A 22377-nucleotide genomic window follows, 5' to 3' on the forward strand; every position below is an offset into this window, starting at 1 on the left:
CGAGTACGGACTTGGACGTGCCACTTGCTTCTTCCCTCGATTCATTACAGGACAACCCTATTGGGTCCCTGTCCGGGATCTTCGGGGCCCCTCACATAGCCGATCCCGCCCTGCGGGAACGGTTGTCGAGCCTCGGCAACGCCGAGCTGTTCCGCACCTGCGCGCGCCTCGGCCCACCCGACGGTGGGGGAGACGAGGACGCGGTGACCCAGGCCACCCACATGACGTTACGCATGCTCGCCGACCGCATCGAACAGCTCACCGCGCAGATCAATGAGCTCAACCAACGCCTGACCCGGCTCGTCGAACACCACGCCCCACAGCTACTCGTACCGGTGGGCTTTGGCCCGGACAGTGCAGTCACTCTCCTGATCACCATGGGAGACAACCCCGAGCGGCTGAACTCCGAGGCGTCCTTTGCTGCCCTTTGCGGAGTCAGCCCCATCGAGTACTCCTCTGGCCGGCGGAGCACGCGCCGGCTCAACTACGGCGGCGACCGCCAGGCGAACGCCGCCCTGCACCGCATCGTCTTCACCCGGCTGCGCCACGACCCCCGCACTCAGGCGTACTACGAACGCCGCACGCAGGAGGGCAAGACCCGTCGTGAGATTGTCCGATGCCTCAAGCGATACGCGGCCCGCGAGGTATTCAACCTGGTCAGACGGGTTTCAAGCACCCCCGCGTTATAGGGGCGTCTGTGAGACGTGAGAGGGTCTGGGACGTGAGTGAGACACCACCGAGCACCCTGCAATACCGCTTTGACGGGCCAGAAGAGGCCCCGGTCCTGATCCTCGGTCCCTCACTGGGTACCACATGGCACATGTGGGACCGCCAGATCCCCGAGCTGGTCAAGCAGTGGCGCGTTTTCCGGTTCGACCTGCCCGGTCACGGCGGCGCTCCCGCGTACCCGGCGGGCTCGGTCAGCGACCTCACCACGCGGCTGCTGGCCACCCTCGAAGGGCTCGGCGTGCAGCGCTTCGGCTACGCCGGCTGCGCGCTCGGCGGCGCGGTCGGCATCGAGCTGGGCCTGCGCCACCCCGAGCGGCTCGCCTCCCTGGCCCTGATCGCGGCCTCGCCCCGCTTCGGCACGGCCGACGAGTTCCGGCAGAGAGGCGTGATCGTCCGCACGAACGGCCTCGACCCGATCGCCCGTACCGCGCCGGAACGGTGGTTCACCGGAGGGTTCGCCGCCGCGCAGCCCGCGATCACCGAATGGGCCGTGCAGATGGTCCGCACCACCGACCCCGGCTGCTACATAGCCGCCTGCGAGGCGCTCGCCTCCTTCGACGTCCGGGCCGAACTCGGCCGCGTCGGCGTGCCGACCCTGGTCCTCGTCGGCTCGGACGACCAGGTCACCGGCCCCGCCGAGGCCCGCACCCTGGTCGCCGGCATCCCGGACGCCCGCCTCGCCGTCGTGCCCGGAGCCTCCCACCTGGTGCCGGTGGAGCAGCCCGCGGCGGTCACCGACCTGCTCGTGCGGCACTTCTCCACCGCCTGGCAGCCCGGCTTCGAGACCTCCACCGGCCAGACTGCCCTGCCGGCCGCCGCCCTCAGGCCGGTCCTGTCTCCCGCCCCGCCGCAGCCCCCGCAGACCGGGCCCGTCGCCGAGATCGCGCCGGTCGCCGTACCGCCGCAGGTCCAGGTGCGGCCCGACCCGTACGACGCCGGGATCAAGGTCCGCCGCGAGGTGCTGGGCGACGCGCACGTCGACCGGGCGCTGGCACAGGCCGACGAGTTCTCCGGGGACTTCCAGGAGTTCATCACCCGCTACGCCTGGGGCGAGATCTGGGGCCGCCCCGGCCTGGACCGCCGCACCCGAAGCTGCGTCACCCTCACCGCCCTGGTCGCCGGCGGCCACCTGGACGAGCTGGCCTTCCACACCAGGGCCGCCCTGCGCAACGGCCTCACCCCGGGCGAGATCAAGGAGGTGCTGCTCCAGGCGGCGGTCTATTGCGGCGTACCGGCGGCGAACAGCGCGTTCAAGGTGGCCCAGCAGGTCATCCGTGAGGAGACCACGCCCCAGGAGTGAGCCTTCGTACATCCCCCGAGGCAGCCCCCGAGGCAGGCCCCCGAGGCAGGATGGGGACCATGAAGCTCACGAAGAAGTCACACGCCTGCGTCCGCCTCGAGAAGGACGGCCGCACCCTCGTCCTCGACCCCGGCGGGTTCAGCGAGGAGGACGCCGCGCTCGGCGCGGACGCGATCCTCGTCACCCACGAGCACCCCGACCACTTCGACGAGTTCCGGCTGCGCGCCGCGATGGAGGACAACCCGGCCGCCGAGATCTGGACCCTGAAGTCGGTCGCGGAGAAGATCTCGTCCGCCTTCCCGGGCCGCGTCCACACCGTCGGCCACGGCGACGCCTTCACCGCCGCCGGTTTCGACGTCCAGGTCCACGGCGAGCTCCACGCGGTGATCCACCCGGACATCCCGCGCATCACCAACGTCGGCTACCTCGTCGACGGCGGCAAGGTCTTCCACCCCGGCGACGCGCTCACCGTCCCCGGCCGGCCGGTCGAGACGCTGATGCTGCCCGTCATGGCCCCCTGGAGCAAGATCTCGGAGGTCATCGACTACGTCCGCGAGGTCGAGCCGCAGCGGGCCTACGACATCCACGACGCCCTGCTCACCGACCTCGCCCGCCCCATCTACGACCGCCAGATCGGGCAGCTCGGCGGCTCGGAGCACCTGCGGCTGGCGCCGGGCGACTCCGCCGAGGTCTGAGGCCGAAGGGGACCGGGCCGCGTTGTCAGACCCGCCGGGTAGGTTGTGGGACATGCGCATCGCGACCTGGAACGTGAACTCGATCACCGCCCGCCTGCCGAGGCTCCTGGCCTGGCTGGAGAGCAGCGGCACGGACGTGCTGTGCCTCCAGGAGGCCAAGGTCGCCGAGGACCAGTTCCCCACGGAGCAGCTGCGCGAGCTGGGCTACGAGTCGGCGGTCCACGCGACCGGCCGGTGGAACGGCGTGGCGGTGCTGTCCCGCGTCGGCATCGAGGACGTGGTCAAGGGCCTGCCCGGCGACCCCGGCTTCGACGGCTCGGTGGAGCCCCGTGCCATCTCGGCGACCTGCGGCCCGCTCCGCGTCTGGTCGGTCTACGTGCCGAACGGCCGTGAGGTGGACCACCCCCACTACGCCTACAAACTCCAGTGGTTCGAGGCCCTCAAGGCGGCCGTCGCCGGTGACGCGTCCGGCAGCCGCCCCTTCGCGGTGATGGGCGACTACAACGTGGCGCCGACGGACGACGACGTCTTCGACCGCGCCGCCTTCGAGGGCGCCACCCACGTCACCCCCGCCGAGCGCGCCGCCCTGGCCTCCCTGCGCGAGGCCGGCCTGTCCGACGTCGTCCCGCGGCCTCTGAAGTACGAGCACCCGTTCACGTACTGGGACTACCGCCAGCTCTGCTTCCCGAAGAACCGCGGCATGCGGATCGACCTGGTGTACGCCAACGCGCCGTTCTCGAAGGCGGTCAGCGACGCGTACGTGGACCGCGAGGAGCGCAAGGGCAAGGGCGCGTCGGACCACGCGCCGGTCGTCGTGGACCTCGACGTGTAGGACCGGTTTCGCAACAGGCCCCAGGCCGCTTCTAGGACCGGAGCAGCCGCAGGTCGACCGAGTCCGCCAGGGCCGCCAGCCCCGTGTCGCCCGGGTGCAGGTGGTCCCCGCTGTCGTACGCGGGCAGTATCCGGGAAGGCCGCTGCGGGTCCCTGACCACCGCGTCGAAGTCGAGTACGCCGTCGAAGACCTCGCCGTCCCGGATCCACGCGTTGACCGCGATCCGCTCGGCATCGACGGCGGCCGTGCAGCGCGTCTCGCCCTCGCAGGGCAGGATCGTCGCCGCGAGCATCCTCAGGCCCCGGGCGTGCCCGCGTGCCGCCAGCTCCCGCAGCCCGGCGATCACCTGCTCCGCCGAGGTGCCCCACCGCAGGTCGTTGACGCCCTCGAAGACGACGGCCGTACGGGCCGACGGCTGGGCGAGGACGTCCCGGTCGAACCGGTGCAGGGCGCTCACCCCGGCCGCGTCCGTGGACACCCCGTCGCCGGGATACCGGTCGCTGACGACACGGTTGCCCGAGATGCCCTGGTTCAGTACGCCGTAGCGCGGGACGGTGCTCTGCCGCAGGAGCCGGCCGGCCAGGACGTTCGGCCAGCGCCGGTTCGCGTCCACGGTGGACTTGTCGCCGTCGGTGATCGAGTCCCCGAGCAGCACCACGGAGCCGGGCCCGCCGCTGACGTCGACACCTGCGAGCAGTGGCCAGCCGGTGATCACGGAGGTGTACGCCCCCGCCGAGCCGTCCGCCGCGTGGTCGCCGGGCTCGCTCACGTACGACCGCTGCTGCGCGAGCCGGTGCACGGGTGCCGCCGCCACCGTGCCGGGCAGGTGGAAGCTCACAAGCAGGTTGGCGTCCGCGGGCACGGTGAAGCCGAGCGGATCGCTGTACGCCTGCGCCCCGGCCGGGATCCGCACGCCCGCCGTCCCGCCGAAGGACAGCGGCACGGGAGTGCTCCGGGAGGCCGCCCCCGAGGCCTGCACGGCCACAGTCGCGCTCCCGATCCGTACCGGCGCCACCGCGAAGGTGTTGTCGAACCGCACCCGCACCCGGGGCCCGCCCGCCGAGGTGTGCACGACCAGCCGCAGCGTCCGGTCCGTCCAGGGGCCCACCGCGCCGTAGCCGCCGGTGGACGTCGCCCAGCTGCCCGTCCAGCCCTGTGTGGCGGTCCGTACGGACATCGCGAAGACGTGCAGTCCGGTGGCGTCCGGCAACCGGACCGAGGCGACCGCGCGCCCCGGGACCAGTGGCACCGTCACGACGTACAGCCGGGCCCGCAGAGCGAGTTGGCCGCCGGGCGTGTTGATGTGCGGCAGGGCCACCGCCTTGGTGGCGAGCGGCCCGGTGCGCCAGTCGGGCGCGGAAAGCCGGTAGCCGGCCCGTTGGCCGTTCGCGTAGGTGATCGTGCCCGGGCCGCCCACCTCCGTGCCCGCGGTGCCCGTCACCAGGAAGGCGAGCGCGTCACCGCGCCCCGTGACCCGGACGTCCTGCCCGGCGGCGCGGACGTTGTCCGGCTCGCCCGGCTGCCGCTTCGGCCAGGTCAGCCGGGCCCCCTGCACGATGAGCGTGCGGCCGGGCGTCCAGCCCGCCGCCGTCAGGTCCCGGGCCGACAGGGAGGCCCCGGTGCCGTCGAAGTCGGCTTCGGCCGGCCGGTCGTCGTCGCTGACGGCGACGTTGTCGAACAGTCGCTCCAGCGGCACAGGCGCGGCTCGTCCTGCCTCGGCGGCATGGGCCGAGACCGCCGGGATCAAGGAACCGCACAGGGCCAGGACGACCAGGACCACCCGGACACATCGGCGCACGGCCGGCACCTCCCGCTCATCGACACGCGACGCAACAAGACCAAACGCAGGGACGGAACAGAAGAGGTAACGACGGCAGGGACGCAAGACGCACGGTGAAACCAGGGAGACATGGGAGACCGGACCCGTCAACGCGCGTCACGTGAACTCGGCCTGAACCCGTCCGGAATCGGCGGGCCCGCGCGCCCTGTGGTGCGAACGGCGGTACGAATGACACGCTGGGCGTATGAACATCCCTTTCCTGGGCAACCGGCGCCACAAGGTCGGGTTCCCCGATCCCGCGGGCATCGCGGAACTCCTCGCCGAGTGCGAGCTGCTCCGCTCCCAGGCATCCCGCGAGGGGGTCCGGCTGGACGACTCGGCGGCCTCCCTGGAGGCGCTGGACCAGCTCGTTCCGCGCTGGCGGGACGACGAGGAGACCCTTGCCTGGCTGGGCAACGACGCCGGGCTCTACCTGGGCACCGTCATCGTGCGCACCGTGCCGGGAGCCGCCTGGGAGATCCGCTCCGACGGGCAACCGGTCGTGCGGCTGGCGTCCGGCCGGGAGTTCGACGTCGTGGACTCCGGTCACGAGTGGGCCGCGTACGGGGTGCCCGAGCTGTCGCAGCTGTACGCCGAAGTCGCGGAGTCGTGAGCCCCCTGGCCGCACCCTTTGGCCCAAAGTCCGACGTAAATACGGCTAATGATCGAAAAGTGCGTGTCGCCCGACAAGTCCGATCGTGCCTGGATACGTTGCGGCAACCACCACACAGCTGAGAGTGAGTAGGGCTGAGCATGGCCGTCGATCCGCTGATCGAGCTGCGTGACGTCAACAAGCACTTCGGGGAGCTGCATGTCCTGCAGGACATCAACCTCACCGTCGGCCGGGGGGAGGTGGTCGTGGTCATCGGCCCGTCGGGGTCGGGAAAGTCCACCCTGTGCCGGGCGATCAACCGCCTGGAGACCATCGAGTCCGGGACGATCGTCCTCGACGGGCAGTCGCTGCCGGAGGAGGGCAAGTCCCTCGCGCGGCTGCGCGCGGACGTCGGGATGGTCTTCCAGGCGTTCAACCTCTTCGCCCACAAGACCGTCCTGCAGAATCTCTCCCTGGGGCAGGTGAAGGTGCGCGGGCGCAAGAAGGAGGACGCCGACAGGCGCTCCCGTGAACTCCTCGACCGGGTCGGCGTCGCCGACCAGGCGGACAAGTACCCGGCCCAGCTCTCCGGCGGTCAGCAGCAGCGTGTGGCCATCGCCCGCGCCCTGGCCATGGAGCCCAAGGCGATGCTCTTCGACGAGCCGACCTCGGCCCTCGACCCGGAGATGATCAACGAGGTGCTGGAGGTCATGCGGCAACTGGCCCGCGACGGCATGACCATGATCGTCGTCACGCACGAGATGGGCTTCGCCCGCTCGGCCGCCAACCGCGTCGTCTTCATGGCCGACGGCCGGATCGTCGAGGACCGCACCCCGGACGAGTTCTTCACCAACCCCACCAGTGACCGCGCCAAGGACTTCCTCTCCAAGATCCTCAAACACTGAACGGGCGGGCACCGGACGGCTCATCGCCCCGGACCTCGACTACGATGTGCCCTTCATCCCTGTCGGAGAGGGGGACTTCGCCAGAATCCGCCGACCCGCCCGGGATGAGCTGACCGCCCGCCCGGTCCGCGGGGCGTTCCCACCGGGTGCGGTCCCCATGGCCCGCACGGCCACGGGGGCGGCGGTTCACATCGGCCAGGCCCGTCCGGCGGCAGCCGGAGATCACTGCTCGCGCAGCGGAACCGACACGTACGACGGGTCGTTCGCCGGTGAGGAGAAGGTCAGCTGCGCGCCGGACGGGTTGTGCTCGATGTAGAGCGGGTCGACCGTGTCGACGACCAGGGCGAGGCGATGCCCGGCCGGGACGTCGTAGGCCGTGGAGTACAGCTCCAGGTCGACGCCGAACGGCTGTCCGGGGGTGCGCCCGTGGAAGGTGTACGGCGCGTGGGAGACCAGCTTGCCGAGGCCGAGCGGCCCCACGTCGTACAGGTAGGCGACGAGGGTGCCGCTCTCCTTGGCCGGGGTGAGGGTCGTGTGCAACGTCGCCGTCCCGCGCACCTGTTGGGCCGTGGCGTACTTCTCCGACTGCCATACGGCGGCCCAGCGGCGGGGGAGCAGGGGGATCGAGGCCATCGGGGGCAACTGGGCCGCCTGGTCGAGGATGCTGGACAGGAAGACGACCCCGCCGTCCGCGCCCGAGTTCACGTTCGCGCGGATCGTCTTCGTACCCGCGAGGGCGATCTTCCGGTCGTTCGCGCCGACCGACTTCCAGTCCGGGTAGCCCTCGTAGCCGCCCCTGGAGCGGGACTTGAGCTGGACCGGCTGCTCGCGGTCGATGCCGTTGGCCTCGCCCCTGAGGTGGTGGTCGAACCAGCGCCGGGTGTCCTTCCACACGTCGTTGGGCAGCCCGAACAGGCCGGTCAGCTCGGGGGTGGCGTGGTCCCCGGGGCGCATCTCCAGCCGCTTCGGGCCGGTCAGCTTCTCGTAGAAGTCGGCGTACTGGTTGGGCGGGAAGACCGAGTCGCCCCAGGCGTTGGCGAGCATGACCGCCGCGCCGTTCTTGTTGATCCGGTCGACGTACGTGACAGCGGAACGTTTCTTCCCCCAGGCGATGAGCTCCGGCTCCTTCGCCAGGTTCGAGCCGTAGAAGTCGTCGAAGACCTGGCGGAGTTCGGCGCTCTGACGGCCCGTGACGATGCTCGCGCCGTCCAGCAGGGCGGCTGCCTGGAGGTGCTGGGTGCGCCCGGCGTAGATCGAGCCGATCAGGTCGGCCCAGCCGCTGAGCGAGGCGACCGCCCTGACCCGCTTGTCGTGCGCGGCGGTGAGCAGGCTGATGCCGGCGCCGTAGGAGACCCCCGCCATGCCGATGTGCCCGCCGTCCGAGGGGGTGTTCGCGAGAGCCCAGTCGATGACCTTCGAGGCGTCGGCGACGTCGGGTGGGCCCGCCACCTCTATCTCGCCGCCCGACTGCCAGAAGCCGCGCACGTTGTACGTGACCACGATGTATCCGGAGTCGGCGAGCTGCTGTGCCTGGGCCAGGTATTCGACCTGGGGCAGGCCCCAGCTCGTGGGCATGACGAGCAGCGGGAAGCGGTCGGTGCCGCGGGCCCCGGCCGGGGTGACGACGTTGGCCTTGAGGACGGTGCCGCCGTCGCCGGCGATGTCGACGAAGCGGACGGGGTTCGGCGCCGCCTGGGCGGTGGGGGCGATGCCGAGGGCGGTGCCGGCGACCAGGGTCGCCGAGACGGCGCCTGCGGCGGTGGCGCGCAGGGCCTTGCGGTGGGTCCCACCCTCCTCCCGTCGCCCCCCGGTTCGAAGGCGCTTCGCGCCCCTTTGGCTCATGGGTCACTCCTCACTCGTGTCAGTGCAAAGTGACCAGACGGTAACCTCGGCCTCTTACCAGTGGTAACCCGTCGGTAAGTTACGTGCCAGTAACGATTGTTGAGGAGTGGAGGACTTCAGGAGGCCCGGTGGCTGTTGCGTGGAACCGCGGTGGCGGGCACGGCGGTCTGTGCCGCGCGGGTCACCTCCTCGACCAGCTCGACGACGTCCGGTCCGTACGCCTGGGAGTTGATCACCTTGAGCAGCAGCACGAAGGAACCGCTGCCGTACTTGCGGGCCAGCCGCTCCTGGTTGCGGGCGAGATAACGGGTGGCCGCCTGGTTGGTGATCGACGTCTGGCCGCAGAAGAGGAAGACCGGACGGGTGTCCTGGCCGCGGTCGGCGGTGAGCCGGGCGAGCAGCGCGTACTCCTCCTTGCCGTTGTCCACGCGGTAGCGCTCGGAGCCGACCAGGAACGAGCCCCGGTCCGGGCCCGGTTCGGGGTCCACGTTCACCCGCACACCGGGGAGCAGGGAGGACAGATGGGCCGCCATGCGGCGGTTCGACGCCGGGCCGCCCACGCAGAACTCGGTGCGCTCGCCGAAGCCCTGGCGTGCGGTGTCGTGCGGGAGGATCTGGGCGTGGGCGTTGCAGTCCTTGATGAGCGCGGCGAGTTCGAGAAGCGCGAACACGTCGTAGCGCATCACCGAGAACTCCGGCCCCGCGGCGCCCCGGTTCACCACCAGCAGGGACTCGGAGTTGTCGGGCAGCCCGAAGAACGCCTGCTTCCGGCGGAGCCTGCGCCGGTACAGGTAGGTCCGGGCCACCCAGCCCAGCGCGGCGCTGATGCCCGCCGCTATCACGCCCAGGACGATGTTGCGCACGTCGTCGTTCATGGGCGCGCATGGTAGCGGGCCGACGCACCGGTGTTCGATGCCTGCCTGACGCCTCCATGACGATGAATTAAGCTGCGCGGACGGCCTTTGACTGGAGGTGCGGATGCGTCGCCCTGTCGCACGGAATCTGACGGTCCTGGCGGTTTCGGCCGCCGTGGTGGCTTCGGTGGGGGCGGCGGCGCCACCCGCCGCGCAGAGCCCCGGGGGTGAGAAGACCCCCCTGGCCGTCGGCTACGGCGGCGCCGTGTCGAGCGTCGATCCCGACGCCTCCGCCGCCGGGATCGAGGTCCTGAGGAAGGGCGGCAACGCCGTCGACGCGGCCGTCGCCACGGCCGCCGCACTCGGCGTCACCGAGCCCTACTCCGCCGGCATCGGCGGAGGCGGCTACTTCGTCTACTACGACGCCAAGTCCCGCACGGTGCGCACCATCGACGGCCGCGAGACCGCGCCGCTGAGCGCCGGCAAGGACCTGTTTCTCGAGAACGGCAAGCCCGTCCCGTTCGCCGAGGCCGTCAGCAGCGGCCTGAGCGTCGGCACGCCGGGCACGCCCGCCACCTGGCAGACGGCGCTGGACCAGTGGGGCAGCAAGCGGCTCGCGAGTGTCCTGAAGCCGGCCGAGCGGCTCGCCCGTGACGGCTTCACGGTCGACGAGACCTTCCGCTCGCAGACGGCGTCCAACGAGACCCGCTTCCGCTACTTCCCGGACACCGCGGAGCTGTTCCTGCCGGGCGGGCGGCTGCCGGTCGTGGGCTCCACCTTCAAGAACCCCGATCTCGCCCGCACGTACGCGGAGTTGGGACGCAAGGGCGTCGGGGCGCTCTACCACGGCACGCTCGGGCGGGACGTCGTCGAGACGGTCAACAAGCCGCCGGTGGACCCCGGATCGGGCTGGAACGCCCGGCCGGGCGACCTGTCCGCGAAGGACTTGGCGGCCTACCGCACCAAGCTCCAGGCGCCGGCCCGGACCTCGTACCGCGGTCTCGGCGTCCACTCCATGGCGCCGTCCTCCTCCGGAGGCACGACGGTCGGTGAGGCGCTCAACATCCTGGAGCGGACCGACCTGTCGAAGGCGAGCCGGGCGAAGTACCTGCACCGTTACATCGAAGCCAGCCGGATCGCCTTCGCGGACCGCGGGCGGTGGGTGGGGGACCCCGCCTTCGAGGACGTGCCGACGAAGGAGCTGCTGTCGCAGCGGTTCGCGGACTCGCGGGCCTGCCTGATCAAGGACGACGCGGTGCTCGCCAGCCCAGTGGCGCCGGGCGATCCGCGCGCCCCGAAGTCCTGCGGCTCCGGCGGTACGGCTGCTCCCACGACCTACGAGGGCGACAGCACCACGCATCTGACCGTGGCCGACAAGTGGGGCAACGTCGTCGCCTACACCCTCACGATCGAGCAGACCGGTGGCAGTGGGATCACCGTCCCCGGTCGGGGCTTCATCCTCAACAACGAGTTGACGGACTTCTCCTTCACGCCGGCCAATCCCGCGGTGCACGACCCGAATCTGCCCGGTCCGGGGAAGCGGCCGCGGTCCTCGATGTCGCCGACGATCGTGCTCGACCGGCACGACCGGCCGGTGGTGGCGCTGGGGTCGCCGGGCGGCGCGACGATCATCACGACGGTGCTGCAGACGCTCACCGGGTTCCTCGACCGGGGGCTGCCGCTCGTCGACGCGATCGCCGCCCCCCGGGCCAGCCAGCGCAACGCCGCGCAGACCGAGCTGGAGCCCGGGCTGTATGACGACGTCCGGTTGAGGAAGCGGCTCGAAGGGATCGGGCACTCGTTCAAGGTGAACCCGGAGATCGGTGCGGCGACGGGCGTTCAGCGGCTGCCCGGGGGGAAGTGGCTGGCAGCCGCCGAGACCGAGCGGCGCGGTGGAGGGTCGGCGATGGTGGTGCGGCCGGTGCGCTGACGGCCTTCGTGTGCGGGTGGGTGGGTGCGCCTCCATGCCCGGGTGCTGACCGCGCCACGCGGCGGAGCCGCACATCGCACCACCCCGCGCCCTCTACGAGGGCGCTGCCGGATCCCGCGTCGCGAACGTCAGGTGGCCGTCCTGTACGTCCACGGCCACCTGGCCGTTCTCCGTGACCCTGCCGTCCAGCAGCAGCCGCGACAGCTCGTTGTCCACCTCGCGCTGGATCGTGCGCCGCAGGGGGCGGGCGCCGTACTCCGGCTCGTAGCCGCGTTCGGCCAGCCATTCCACCGCCCGGTCGGTGAAGGTGACCGTGATGCCCTTGTCCTGGACGAGGGAACGGGTGCGGTCCAGCAGGAGGTTGGTGATCCGGCGCAGCTGTTCCGTGGTGAGCTGGCGGAAGACGACGATCTCGTCGATGCGGTTGAGGAACTCCGGGCGGAAGTGCTCACGCAGCGGCCGCAGGATCTGCTCGCGGCGGGCCTCCTCGTCCGCCTCGGCGCCGCCCGACGCGAAGCCCACGGTGGAGCCGCGGCGGGTGATCGCCTCGGAGCCGAGGTTGCTGGTCATCACGATGACCGTGTTGGTGAAGTCCACCGTGCGGCCCTGGGAGTCGGTCAGCCGGCCGTCGTCGAGGACCTGGAGCAGGATGTTGAAGACATCCGGGTGGGCCTTCTCGACCTCGTCGAGCAGCAGGAGCGAGTACGGGTGGCGGCGCACCACCTCGGTGAGCTGGCCCGCCTCCTCGTGGCCCACGTAGCCGGGCGGGGCGCCGATCAGGCGGCTGACGGTGTGGCGCTCCTGGTACTCGCTCATGTCGAGGCGGACCATGCGGTCCTCGCTGCCGAACAGGGCCTCGGCGAGCGCCCGGGCCAGTTCGGTCTTGCCGACGCCCGTCGGCCCGAGGAAGAGGAAACTGCCGATCGGGCGGTCGGGGGAGGCGAGCCCGGCGCGGGAGCGCAGCACCGCGTCCGAGACGACCCGCACGGCCTCGTCCTGGCCGACCACCCGCTCGTGCAGATGCTCCTCCAGGCTCAGCAGGCGGTCCTTCTCCTCCTGGGTGAGGCTGCTGACCGGGATGCCGGTCTGCCGGGACACCACCTCGGCGAGGGCCTCGGCCCCGACCACCAGGTCCTGGCCCTCGTCGACCTCGCCCTCACCGCCGGCCTCGGTGATCCGCTGCTTCAGCTCCACGATCCGGTCGCGCAAATGGGTGGCCTGTTCGTAACTCTCGTCCGCGACCGCCTGGTCCTTGTCCCGGGTCAGCTGCTCCAGCTCCCGCTCCATGGCCCGGACGTCCGTGCCCTTGGTCCGGGCCCGCAGGCGCACCCGGGCACCGGCCTGGTCGATCAGATCGATCGCCTTGTCCGGCAGCCGGCGGTCGGTGAGATAACGGTCCGAGAGCTCCACTGCGGCGACCAGCGCCTCGTCGGTGTAGCGGACCTGGTGGTGGGCCTCGTAGCGGTCCTGGAGGCCGCGCAGGATCTCGATCGCGTCCGCGGGAGTCGGCTCCGGCACCATGATCGGCTGGAAGCGGCGGGCCAGCGCCGCGTCCTTCTCGATCCGGCGGTACTCCTCCAGCGTGGTGGCGCCCACGATGTGCAGCTCGCCCCGGGCGAGGGCGGGCTTGAGGATGTTGCCGGCGTCCATGGAGCTGCCGTCTCCGCCCCCGGAACCGGCGCCGACGACCGTGTGCAGCTCGTCGATGAAGATGATCAACTGGTCGGAGTGGGCGCGGATCTCGCTCACGATGTTGTTCATCCGCTCCTCGAAGTCACCCCGGTAGCGGGTGCCCGCGACGACGCCCGTCAGGTCCAGGGCGACCACGCGGCGCCCGACCAGCACGTCGGGCACGTCCGCCTCGGAGATGCGCTGCGCCAGCCCCTCCACGATGGCGGTCTTGCCGACGCCCGCGTCACCGATCAGCACCGGGTTGTTCTTGCCACGGCGGGAGAGGACCTCGACGGTCTGCTCGATCTCCAGGTCCCGGCCGATCACCGGGTCGATCCGGCCCTGCCGGGCCAGCTCGGTCAGATCACGGCCGTACTTGTCGAGGGTCGGCGTGTTCGTCGGGCGCGGCCGCTCCGACGGGGGAGCCTCCGGCGCCTCGGGCGGTTCCGAGGGGGCGAAACGGGCCGCGTTCAGGATGTGCCCGGCGGCCGAGTCCGGGTTGGAGGCCAGGGCGCTCAGCACGTGCTCCGGGCCGATGTAGCCGTACCCGCGGGCCCGGGCCATGTCGTGCGCGTCCAGCAGGGCCCGCTTGGCGGCCGGCGTGAGGGAGAGCGCGGTCGGCGGCGGGGCGTCCTTAGGGCTGTGCTGGGCCGGGCCCGACCGTTCGTCGATCTGCGAGGCCAGCGAGTCGGGGTTGGCGCCGGCCTTGCTGAGCAGGGTCCGGGTGGGCTCGGTGGCGAGCGCAGCCCGCAGCAGGTGCTCCGTGTCCAGGTCCCGGCTGCCGTGCTCGGCGGCGTACTGGGCGGCGCCGCGGACGAGCTCCCGGGCCGGCTGACTGAGCAGCCGCCCGAGGTCGATCTGCCGGGGACCCGGACGCGGTCCGCCGAAGAAGCGTGCGAGGAATTCTCCGAAGGGGTCCGAGCCGTAGCCCTCCGGGCTGGTGAAGCCGCTGCTCATGGGCCTTCCGTTCCCGGCGTCCCCGGCGCGCGGGCGGGGGACGCCCTCGCTGGTCGACGTGCCGGGGTCGGGTAACCCGGGTGGCAGCCGGTTACACCTGGGGCGCGCTCGTAGAACACCTTCGCACGATCGCGGACAAGGGGCACCTTCGGGGCGTACCAGGGTGATCCCGGCGAGCCTCAGCGCGCCGTCAGGATCCGCGGCCCCGACTCCGTGATCGCCACCGTGTGCTCCGCATGAGCCGCGCGGGAGCCGTCGTCCGTCTTCAGGGTCCAGCCGTCGGGGGCCGCGTGGAAGGTGTCCGTGCCGCCCGCGACGACCATGGGTTCGATCGCCAGCACCATGCCGTGCCTCAGGCGCATCCCGCGCCCCGGGCGGCCCTCGTTCGGCACCCCGGGGTCCTCGTGCATCCGGCGGCCGATGCCGTGGCCGCCGAAGCCGTCCGGGATGCCGTAGCCCGCGGCGCGGCAGACCGTGCCGATCGCGTGGGCGATGTCGCCGATGCGGTTGCCGACGACGGCGGCCTCGATGCCGGCCGCGAGGGCGCGCTCGGCGGTCTCGATCAGGCGCAGGTCGGCCGGGCGCGGGGTGCCCACGACGAAACTGAGGGCCGAGTCGCCGACCCAGCCGCCCAGTTCGGCGCCGAAGTCGACGGAGACCAGGTCGCCGTCGCGCAGCCGGTAGCGGTCCGGGACGCCGTGCACGATCGCGTCGTTCACCGAGACGCAGAGGACGGCGGGGAAGGGGGTCGGCGCGAAGGACGGCCGGTAGCCCAGGAAGGGCGAGGTCGCGCCCGCCTCGCGCAGCACGCCGTGCGCCACCTCGTCCAGTTCCAGCAGGGAGACGCCCACGGCGGCGGCCTGCCGTACGGCCGTCAGGGCACGGGCGACGACCTGGCCCGCCTCGTACATGGCGTCGATCGATGTGTCCGTCTTCAGTTCCACCATGCCAATTACTATACCGGTATTAGAATGGTGGCATGGTGCGCACCCCTCTCACCCCCGAAGAGCGCGAACGCGGCGAGCGGCTGGGCAAGTTGCTGCGCGAGGCGCGTGACGGCCGGAGCATGGCGGAGATCGCGGCCCGGGCGGGCATCTCCGCGGAGACCCTCCGGAAGATCGAGACCGGACGGGCTCCGACCCCGGCCTTCTTCACGGTGGCCGCGCTGGCCGGCGTGCTCGGTCTGTCGATGGACGAGCTGGCCGGGCAGTGCGTGCCCGTGCCGCTCTGACCCGGGCACGAAGGCTCCTGCTCCGCGTGTGAAAACTCCCCGTAGCACCGCTGTAACACAACTGGTGTTGCCTACGGGGCGGAGGCTTTGGTCTGGCGGGAGTTGAGCGATGACGGCGGATCAACTCCCGGCCCAGGTGCGGGAGTTCGCGAACTATCTGGACGGCCTGCTGGCACGTCTCGACCCCGCGGGCGGCTGGTACGCGGTGTTCTGGCAGCGCGATCCGGAGGGCATGCGGGCTTGTCTCGACGGGCTTGAGATGCCGCCCTGGGACGTGGTGGAGGCGCTGCTGCACGACCTCGCCGCGCAGTACGGCCCGGGGGGAGCGGACCCGGAGACGGAACGCGCCCGTTCCCTGCACGCCGCCGCGCTCGCCGCGTACGACAACCGGCCCGGGGGTCGGGACGCCCTCGGTGACCGCCTCGACGTCATGCTCCGCGAACAGAGGTACGCCGCGGAACGCCAGGCGGCCCTGGCCCGCCAGTTGACCTCGGCCACCACCCGCGAGCAGGCCGACGCCCTCCGCCTGGACCTCGCCTGGGCCCGCGACGACCACGAACGCGCCGACGCGCGGTGTGCGGAGCTGCGCGCACGGATGGCTCACCTGGACCGCCGGGAGCAGGGGGTGCCCGCGATGGCGTGGGGCGACGGGTCGCGGGGCGGAGTGCCGGCGAACGCCGCGCGTGTCCCCGGTGCGGGTACCGGTGCGCGGGCGGCGGATCGTGCTCCTGTGTTCGGGGGTGGGGAAACGGCAGGCGGGGCTCGTGCGGCCGGCGGTGGGGCAGCTACGGCCGGCCGGTCGACGGGGCGCGGCGCCTACGGGCCGGACGGGCCGGTCCCGGGCAGCGGCCGTGCGCCCTCGGCCGCCGCTGATCCTTCCGAGCCCCGGGCGCCCGCCATGCCGTGGCCCCGCGACGAGCCGGCGCCGGCTCGTGCCTCCGGCGGTGGGACATCGGCAGGTGGTCATCCGGCGGAGCGTGGCCCCTACGGGGCTGACCGGGGGGCGTCGGGCAGTGGCCGTACGCCGGAGGCGGCCGTCGATCCGTATGAGCCCGGGTCGCCCGCCGTGCGGCGGCCCCGCGACGAGCCGGCGCCGGCCGTGACCGACGCGGCCGGCCGGTACGACACCCGGTACGAGGCCGCCGGCCCGGAACCCGGGCGTCCCGCCCAGGGCCGTCCGGGGAGCGGGGCCGTCCCCCGGGAACCCGACGCGGACGGCACCCCCGACGCGTTCACCGCGCCTGCCGACCCCCAACCCCAGGCCCCCCAACCCCAGGCCCCTCAGCCCCCCGTCCCCAAGGCGCGCAAGCGCCGTCGCGGCGGCGCCCGCTACGCCGGGATGGCCGAGGAGGAGGCCGGACCCGTCGTCGTGCCGCCCGCTGCTGAGCCGGTGTTCCCCGCCCCCGCCCCCGCCCCCGCCACCGGCCGCACCCCCCGCGGCGCCCGCTTCGCCGGGGCCGCTGAGGAGGCGGTGGCGGAGCGCCCGGCAGCGGAGGCCGGCGCGGTCGGCGCCGGGGACCGGGCGGAGGTCGTGAGGGCCGTGGAAGCGCTGGCCCGGCTGCGGAGCGAGGGGCGGAGCGGAGAAGCGCATGCCCTGCTGGTCGAGGCCGCGTACTGGGACCCCGCCCGGTTCCCGCTGCTCGCGGAGCGGCTGCACCTCGCCGGACTGGACGCCGACTGGCAGACGCTGCTCTGGGAGGCCGCCTCCCTGCCCGCCGGGCGGCTGGTCGCCGCCGCGGACGCCCTGGCCGAGGCCGGGCGGGTGGGGGACGGGCGGCAGATGCTGCGGCAGGGGGTCGCGCGCCCTCCGGGCGAGGTCGGCCAGGCCGTGCTCGGGCTGGCCGCCGAGGGACGTCACCGTGAGGTGCGGGCACTGCTCGACGCGTATGTGCGGGCCCGTACCCCCGAGGAGGCCGCCCGCAGCGCCGCGCCCGATCCGCAGCGCCTCGTACCACTCCTGCTGCGGGCCGCCCAGGGGATGTCGGACGAGCGCCGATGGGATCTCGTGCACGCCCTGAGGGTCGCGGGGTTCGCCGCCTGACCGGCGATGTCGTGGCCCGGACGACTCACCCACCGGAGTGCGAATCGCGTTCCACCCCGCGGGTTGGCGACGATGGTCTTGGCAAGCCCGTGCCGGAGGCTTACGTTCGTGGCTCTACGGCCCGCTTCTACGGGCGTAGAGGCGCAGACGTCGCGTCGAAGGAGCAGCTCATGGCCAACGTCGTACGTGCCGCTCTGGTCCAGGCCACCTGGACCGGCGACACCGAGTCCATGGTGGCGAAACACGAGGAGCACGCCCGCGAGGCGGCCCGCCGGGGCGCGAAGATCATCGGCTTCCAGGAGGTCTTCAGCAGCCCCTACTTCTGTCAGGTCGAGGAGCCGGAGCACTACCGGTGGGCCGAGCCCGTCCCCGACGGGCCGACCGTGCGGCGGATGCGGGCGCTCGCGCGCGAGACCGGCATGGTGATCGTCGCGCCGGTGTTCGAGGCGGAGCAGCCCGGCTTCTACTACAACACCGCGGCCGTGATCGACGCCGACGGCACCTACCTCGGCAAGTACCGCAAGCACCACATCCCGCAGCTCAAGGGCTTCCGCGAGAAGTTCTACTTCAAGCCCGGCAACCTCGGCTGGCCCGTCTTCGAGACGGCCGCGGGCAGGATCGGCGTCTACATCTGCTACGACCGCCACTTCCCGGAGGGCTGGCGGCAACTGGGCCTGGCCGGGGCCCAGCTGGTCTACAACCCCTCGGCCACCCACCGGAGCCTGTCGTCCCACCTGTGGCGGCTGGAGCAGCCCGCGGCGGCCGTCGCCAACGGGTACTACATCGCCGCGATCAACCGGGTCGGCGTCGAGGAGTACGGCGACAACGACTTCTACGGCACGAGCTACTTCGTCGACCCGCGTGGGCAGATGGTGGGGGACGTGGCCAGCGACAGCAAGGAGGAACTCGTGGTCCGGGACATCGACCTCGACCTCATCGAAGAAGTGCGGCAGCAGTGGGCCTTCTACCGCGACCGCCGCCCCGACGCCTACGAAGGGCTGGTGCAGCCGTGACCCACGACCTCCTGGGCCGCCACCGGGCGGTGCTCCCGGACTGGCTCGCCCTCTACTACGAGGAGCCCCTCGAGATCACCCACGGCGAGGGCCGCCACGTCTGGGACGCCCAGGGCAACCGGTACCTCGACTTCTTCGGCGGCATCCTCACCACCATGACCGCGCACGCGCTGCCCGAGGTGACCAAGGCGGTGAGCGAGCAGGCCGGGCGGATCATCCACTCCTCGACCCTCTACCTCAACCGTCCGATGGTCGAACTCGCCGAGCGCGTAGCCCAGTTGAGCGGCATCCCGGACGCCCGGGTGTTCTTCACCACCTCCGGCACCGAGGCCAACGACACCGCCCTGCTGCTGGCCACGGCCTACCGGCGGAGCAACACGGTCCTGGCGATGCGCAACAGCTACCACGGACGCTCCTTCAGTTCCGTCGGCATCACCGGCAACCGCGGCTGGTCCCCGACCTCGCTGTCCCCGCTGCAGGCGCTGTACGTCCACGGCGGGGTGCGCACCCGCGGCCCGTACGCCTCCCTCAGCGACGAGGCCTTCATCGCGGCCTGCGTCGACGATCTGAAGGACCTGCTCGGTCACACCCGCGCGCCGGCCGCGCTGATCGCCGAGCCGATCCAAGGCGTCGGCGGCTTCACCTCCCCGCCGGACGGGCTGTACGCGGCCTTCCGCGAGGTGCTGCACGAGCGCGGCATCCTGTGGATCGCCGACGAGGTGCAGACCGGCTGGGGCCGCACCGGCGAGCACTTCTGGGGCTGGCAGGCCCACGGGCAGAACGGGCCGCCGGACATCATGACCTTCGCCAAGGGCATCGGCAACGGCATGTCCATCGGTGGTGTCGTCGCCCGCTCGGAGATCATGAACTGCCTGGACTCCAACAGCATCTCCACGTTCGGCGGCACCCAGATCACCATGGCGGCGGGCCTCGCCAACCTCAACTACCTGCTGGAACACGACCTCCAGGGCAACGCCCGGCGCGTCGGCGGCATGCTCATCGAGCGGCTGCGGGCCGCCGCCGCGCAGGTCCCGGCCGTCCGGGAGGTACGCGGACGAGGGTTGATGATCGGCATCGAGATCACCAGGCCCGGGACCGACGAGGCCGACCCGAAGGCCGCCGCGGCCGTCCTGGAGGCGGCCCGCGAGGGAGGTCTGCTGATCGGCAAGGGCGGCGGGCACAACACCAGCTCCCTGCGCGTCGCCCCGCCGCTGTCCCTCAACGTCGCGGAGGCCGAGGAAGGCGCCGCGATCCTCGAGAACGCTCTGAGGAGCATCCAGTAGCAGTGAACTGAACAAGGGAACCGTCACCATGACCACCACCTTGGATTCCCCGGAAACGGCCCTGTCGGTCCGGCAGGTCCTCACCCTGGAGCGGGTGCTCGCCGGGGAGCCCGAGGTGGTGGCCGGCGCGAGCCACCTCGACCGGCCCGTGCGCTGGGTGCACGTCGCCGAGGCCGCCGACGTCGGGGTGATGCTCAGCGGTGGCGAGATGGTCCTCACCACCGGCGTGCTGCTCGCGGGTGACGAGGACAAGCAGGCCGAGTACGTCCGGTCGCTGCACCGGGCCGAGGCCGCGGCCGTCGTCCTCGGACTCGGCCGCGCCTTCCTCGCGGCCCCGGACGTGATGCGCCGGACGGCCGAGCGGTGCGGACTGCCCATGGTCGTCCTGCACCGGCCCTTCCCCTTCGCCGAGCTGACCGAGGAGGTCCAGTCGCGGCTGGTGCGGCGCAAGTTCGCCGCCGTCAGCCTCTCCGAGGCCGTCCGCAGCGAACTCACCGCGCTCATCACCTCGGGCGCCCCGCTGCAGCGTCTGCTCGACGAGGTCGCCCGGCACAGCGCCTGCCCGGTCGTCGTCACCAACCTCGCCCACCGCGTCCTCGGCACGGCGGGGGAGCGGCCCGCGGTCGACGACGTGCTGCGCGACTGGGAGCGCATCGCCCGGCAGGCGTGGGGGCACCACCCAGGCCGTTCAGGCACTGGGGGAGGCACCGAGGGCGACGGCTGGATCCGGGCCGAACTGGGCGGACGCGGGGAGCGGTGGGGCCGGATCGTGCTGTGCGGCTACCGCGGCGACACCGCCACCGGACGGCTGCTGGCCGACCGCGCCGCCGAGGCCCTCGTCCTGCACCGCATGCTCGGTGGCGGCACCGCGTGCTCCTGGGAGGAGCAGTCCGCGCAGAGCCTGCTGACCGACCTGGTCAGCGGTGTCGTACCGGCACGGCAACTGCTGCCCCGGGCCCGCGCGGCCGGACTGCCGGTCAACCGGCGGACCTTCGTCCCCCTCGCCGTCCGCGACGGTGACCCCGCCCGGCTCGAACGGCTTTTGCGGCTGCTGGGCCTGCCCGGGCTGGTCGCCGAACTGGCCGACGGGGTCACCGCCGTGCTGCTCAGCCTTCCCCGCGACCAGGACGCGGGCGCCCTCGCTACGCACTTCGCGACCCGGCTGCGGACCGAGTCCGGCCCGGAGCGCGCCGTCGTCGCCGCGGCCGACCCCCGAGTCTCCTGGGACGACGTCCCCACCGGCCTGCGCGAGGCCCAGCACGTGGCGGACGCGGTCGCCGACTCCTCCGCCGCCCTCGACCTCCCGCCGGTCGTGCGCCTCAGGGACGTCCATCTGCGGGGCCTGATCCGCCTGCTGCGCGACGACCCGCATGTGCAGTCCTTCGCGGAGCGGGAGCTGGACGGGCTGCTGCGCGAGACCGACGAGGACCTGCTGGCCGTGCTGCGCACCTACCTCGCCACCGGCCGCAACAAGTCCCGCACGGCGCAGCTCCACCACGTCTCCCGGCCGGCCCTCTACCGCCGCCTGGAGGCCATACAGGTCCGCCTCGGAGTGAACCTCGACGACTTCGAGCAGGCCGCATCGGTGCACATCGCGCTCCTCGCGCACGACGCGCAACAGCAGTGAAACACCCGACGACCTGGGAAAACGGCGGTGAAACATGGGCCCACGGCAGAGTGACACGGTGACACGCCGCACGCCCTCAGACGTGACACGGTGCACCTCAAAGCCCGCTCGCGGACTTCCTAGGCTCACCGCACACCGAGCGACCGGAGGTCCCGATGAGCCGAGTGATCCGTGCCGCCGTCTTCCAGACCGCCTGGACCGGCGACAAGGAATCGATGATCCAGGTCCACGAGCAGGCGGCCCGCGACGCCGCCGCGCAGGGTGCCCAAGTCCTCTGCTTCCAGGAGCTGTTCTACGGACCGTACTTCTGCCAGGTCCAGGACCCGGCGTTCTACGAGTACGCCGAGCAGATCCCCGAGGGCTCGATTGTGCGCCGCTTCCAGGCCCTCGCCAAGGAACTGGGCATCGTCCTGGTGCTGCCGATGTACGAGGAGGAACAGCCCGGGGTCCTCTACAACACCGCCGCCGTGATCGACGCCGACGGCTCCTACCTCGGCAAGTACCGCAAGACGCACATCCCCCAGGTCAGGGGCTTCTGGGAGAAGTTCTACTTCCGCCCGGGCAACAGTGGCTGGCCGGTCTTCGAGACCGCCGTGGGCAGGATCGGTGTCTACATCTGCTACGACCGCCACTTCCCCGAGGGCTGGCGCGCGCTCGGCCTCGCGGGCGCCGAGCTCGTCTTCAACCCCTCGGCCACCTCGCGCGGCCTGTCCGGCTACCTCTGGCAGCTGGAACAGCCGGCGGCGGCCGTCGCCAACGAGTACTTCGTCGGCGCGATCAACCGGGTCGGCGTCGAGGAGTACGGCGACAACGACTTCTACGGCACGTCGTACTTCGTCGACCCGGAGGCGCAGTTCGTCGGCGAGGTGGCGAGCGACAAGGAGCCCGAACTGGTCGTCCGCGACCTGGACATGGCCAGACTCCGCGAGGTCCGGGACCGCTGGCAGTTCTACCGGGACCGGGCACCGGGAACGTACGGCCCACTGACGGACCTCTAGGGGCGCGGGGCTGCATTCGATATGCGGCTACCGCCGCGTGCGCGCGACCAGCCACACA

18 protein-coding genes are annotated in these 22377 nt (G+C 72.0%); 13 read left to right on the plus strand and 5 right to left on the minus strand.

Annotated elements, in window-relative coordinates; translation table 11 throughout:
- The 4 genes from ACZ5TL_RS03155 to ACZ5TL_RS03170 form a co-directional block, all read left to right on the plus strand.
- On the plus strand, window positions 1-689 hold a 689-nt coding region (locus ACZ5TL_RS03155; protein ID WP_468587103.1), incomplete at its 5' end, for a transposase.
- Window positions 690-721: 32 nt separating this feature from the next.
- Window positions 722-2029, plus strand: coding sequence for a bifunctional 3-oxoadipate enol-lactonase/4-carboxymuconolactone decarboxylase PcaDC (gene pcaDC / locus ACZ5TL_RS03160; RefSeq protein ID WP_468587105.1), 1308 nt, complete (start codon window positions 722-724; stop codon window positions 2027-2029).
- Window positions 2030-2088: 59 nt separating this feature from the next.
- Window positions 2089-2724: an MBL fold metallo-hydrolase gene (locus ACZ5TL_RS03165; protein ID WP_468587107.1), complete on the plus strand. Its 636-nt coding sequence runs from the start codon at window positions 2089-2091 to the stop codon at window positions 2722-2724.
- A gap of 52 nt (window positions 2725-2776) precedes the next feature.
- Complete coding sequence (locus ACZ5TL_RS03170; RefSeq protein WP_468587109.1) at window positions 2777-3556, plus strand: exodeoxyribonuclease III; 780 nt, start codon at window positions 2777-2779, stop codon at window positions 3554-3556.
- A gap of 31 nt (window positions 3557-3587) precedes the next feature.
- Here the strand turns inward: ACZ5TL_RS03170 and ACZ5TL_RS03175 are convergent, their stop codons facing one another.
- Window positions 3588-5354 carry an SGNH/GDSL hydrolase family protein gene (locus tag ACZ5TL_RS03175; protein WP_468587111.1) on the minus strand — a complete coding sequence of 589 codons (1767 nt, stop codon included), beginning with the start codon at window positions 5352-5354 and terminating at the stop codon, window positions 3588-3590.
- Between the two features lie 226 nt (window positions 5355-5580).
- Between ACZ5TL_RS03175 and ACZ5TL_RS03180 the strand changes: the two genes are divergently transcribed.
- Window positions 5581-5988, plus strand: a complete 408-nt coding sequence (locus tag ACZ5TL_RS03180) for a DUF6278 family protein (protein ID WP_468587113.1) — start codon at window positions 5581-5583, stop codon at window positions 5986-5988.
- Between the two features lie 140 nt (window positions 5989-6128).
- Window positions 6129-6872, plus strand: coding sequence for an amino acid ABC transporter ATP-binding protein (locus ACZ5TL_RS03185; protein WP_468587115.1), 744 nt, complete (start codon window positions 6129-6131; stop codon window positions 6870-6872).
- Window positions 6873-7094: 222 nt separating this feature from the next.
- On the opposite strand, the gene ACZ5TL_RS03190 is transcribed toward ACZ5TL_RS03185, so the two are convergent.
- Together ACZ5TL_RS03190 and ACZ5TL_RS03195 are read right to left on the minus strand one after the other, a co-directional pair.
- Entirely contained in the window at window positions 7095-8714 is a 1620-nt protein-coding gene (locus ACZ5TL_RS03190) for a CocE/NonD family hydrolase (RefSeq protein WP_468587117.1), read from the minus strand.
- Between the two features lie 116 nt (window positions 8715-8830).
- The gene (locus tag ACZ5TL_RS03195; RefSeq protein WP_468587119.1) at window positions 8831-9589 is read right to left on the minus strand and encodes a hypothetical protein; all 759 of its coding nucleotides are present in this window, start codon (window positions 9587-9589) and stop codon (window positions 8831-8833) included.
- Between the two features lie 103 nt (window positions 9590-9692).
- On the opposite strand from ACZ5TL_RS03195, the gene ggt reads away from it, so the two are divergent.
- Window positions 9693-11498: a gamma-glutamyltransferase gene (gene ggt, locus ACZ5TL_RS03200; RefSeq protein ID WP_468587121.1), complete on the plus strand. Its 1806-nt coding sequence runs from the start codon at window positions 9693-9695 to the stop codon at window positions 11496-11498.
- Window positions 11499-11591: 93 nt separating this feature from the next.
- On the opposite strand, the gene ACZ5TL_RS03205 is transcribed toward ggt, so the two are convergent.
- Complete coding sequence (locus tag ACZ5TL_RS03205) at window positions 11592-14126, minus strand: ATP-dependent Clp protease ATP-binding subunit (protein WP_468587123.1); 2535 nt, start codon at window positions 14124-14126, stop codon at window positions 11592-11594.
- 179 nt (window positions 14127-14305) lie between these two features.
- Window positions 14306-15073, minus strand: coding sequence for a type I methionyl aminopeptidase (gene map / locus ACZ5TL_RS03210; protein ID WP_468587125.1), 768 nt, complete (start codon window positions 15071-15073; stop codon window positions 14306-14308).
- 32 nt (window positions 15074-15105) lie between these two features.
- Here map and ACZ5TL_RS03215 point away from each other — a divergent pair, with 32 nt between their 5' ends.
- The 6 genes from ACZ5TL_RS03215 to ACZ5TL_RS03240 all read left to right on the plus strand — a co-directional run bounded on the left by ACZ5TL_RS03215 (window position 15106) and on the right by ACZ5TL_RS03240 (window position 22319).
- Entirely contained in the window at window positions 15106-15357 is a 252-nt protein-coding gene (locus tag ACZ5TL_RS03215) for a helix-turn-helix domain-containing protein (RefSeq protein ID WP_468587127.1), read from the plus strand.
- A 109-nt stretch (window positions 15358-15466) separates the two neighbouring features.
- Window positions 15467-17398, plus strand: coding sequence for a hypothetical protein (locus tag ACZ5TL_RS03220; RefSeq protein ID WP_468587129.1), 1932 nt, complete (start codon window positions 15467-15469; stop codon window positions 17396-17398).
- 170 nt (window positions 17399-17568) lie between these two features.
- A complete protein-coding gene (locus ACZ5TL_RS03225) occupies window positions 17569-18411 on the plus strand; it encodes a nitrilase-related carbon-nitrogen hydrolase (RefSeq protein ID WP_468587131.1) in 843 nt (280 codons plus the stop codon).
- Window positions 18408-19694, plus strand: coding sequence for an aspartate aminotransferase family protein (locus ACZ5TL_RS03230; RefSeq protein ID WP_468587133.1), 1287 nt, complete (start codon window positions 18408-18410; stop codon window positions 19692-19694). Before ACZ5TL_RS03225 ends, ACZ5TL_RS03230 begins: the two co-directional genes overlap by 4 nt.
- A 28-nt stretch (window positions 19695-19722) precedes the next feature.
- Entirely contained in the window at window positions 19723-21321 is a 1599-nt protein-coding gene (locus ACZ5TL_RS03235; protein ID WP_468587135.1) for a PucR family transcriptional regulator, read from the plus strand.
- 155 nt (window positions 21322-21476) lie between these two features.
- The gene (locus tag ACZ5TL_RS03240; RefSeq protein WP_468587137.1) at window positions 21477-22319 is read left to right on the plus strand and encodes a nitrilase-related carbon-nitrogen hydrolase; all 843 of its coding nucleotides are present in this window, start codon (window positions 21477-21479) and stop codon (window positions 22317-22319) included.
- The last annotated feature ends 58 nt before the right edge of the window (window positions 22320-22377 follow it).

Source organism: Streptomyces sp. NPDC033136, assembly GCF_055578235.1.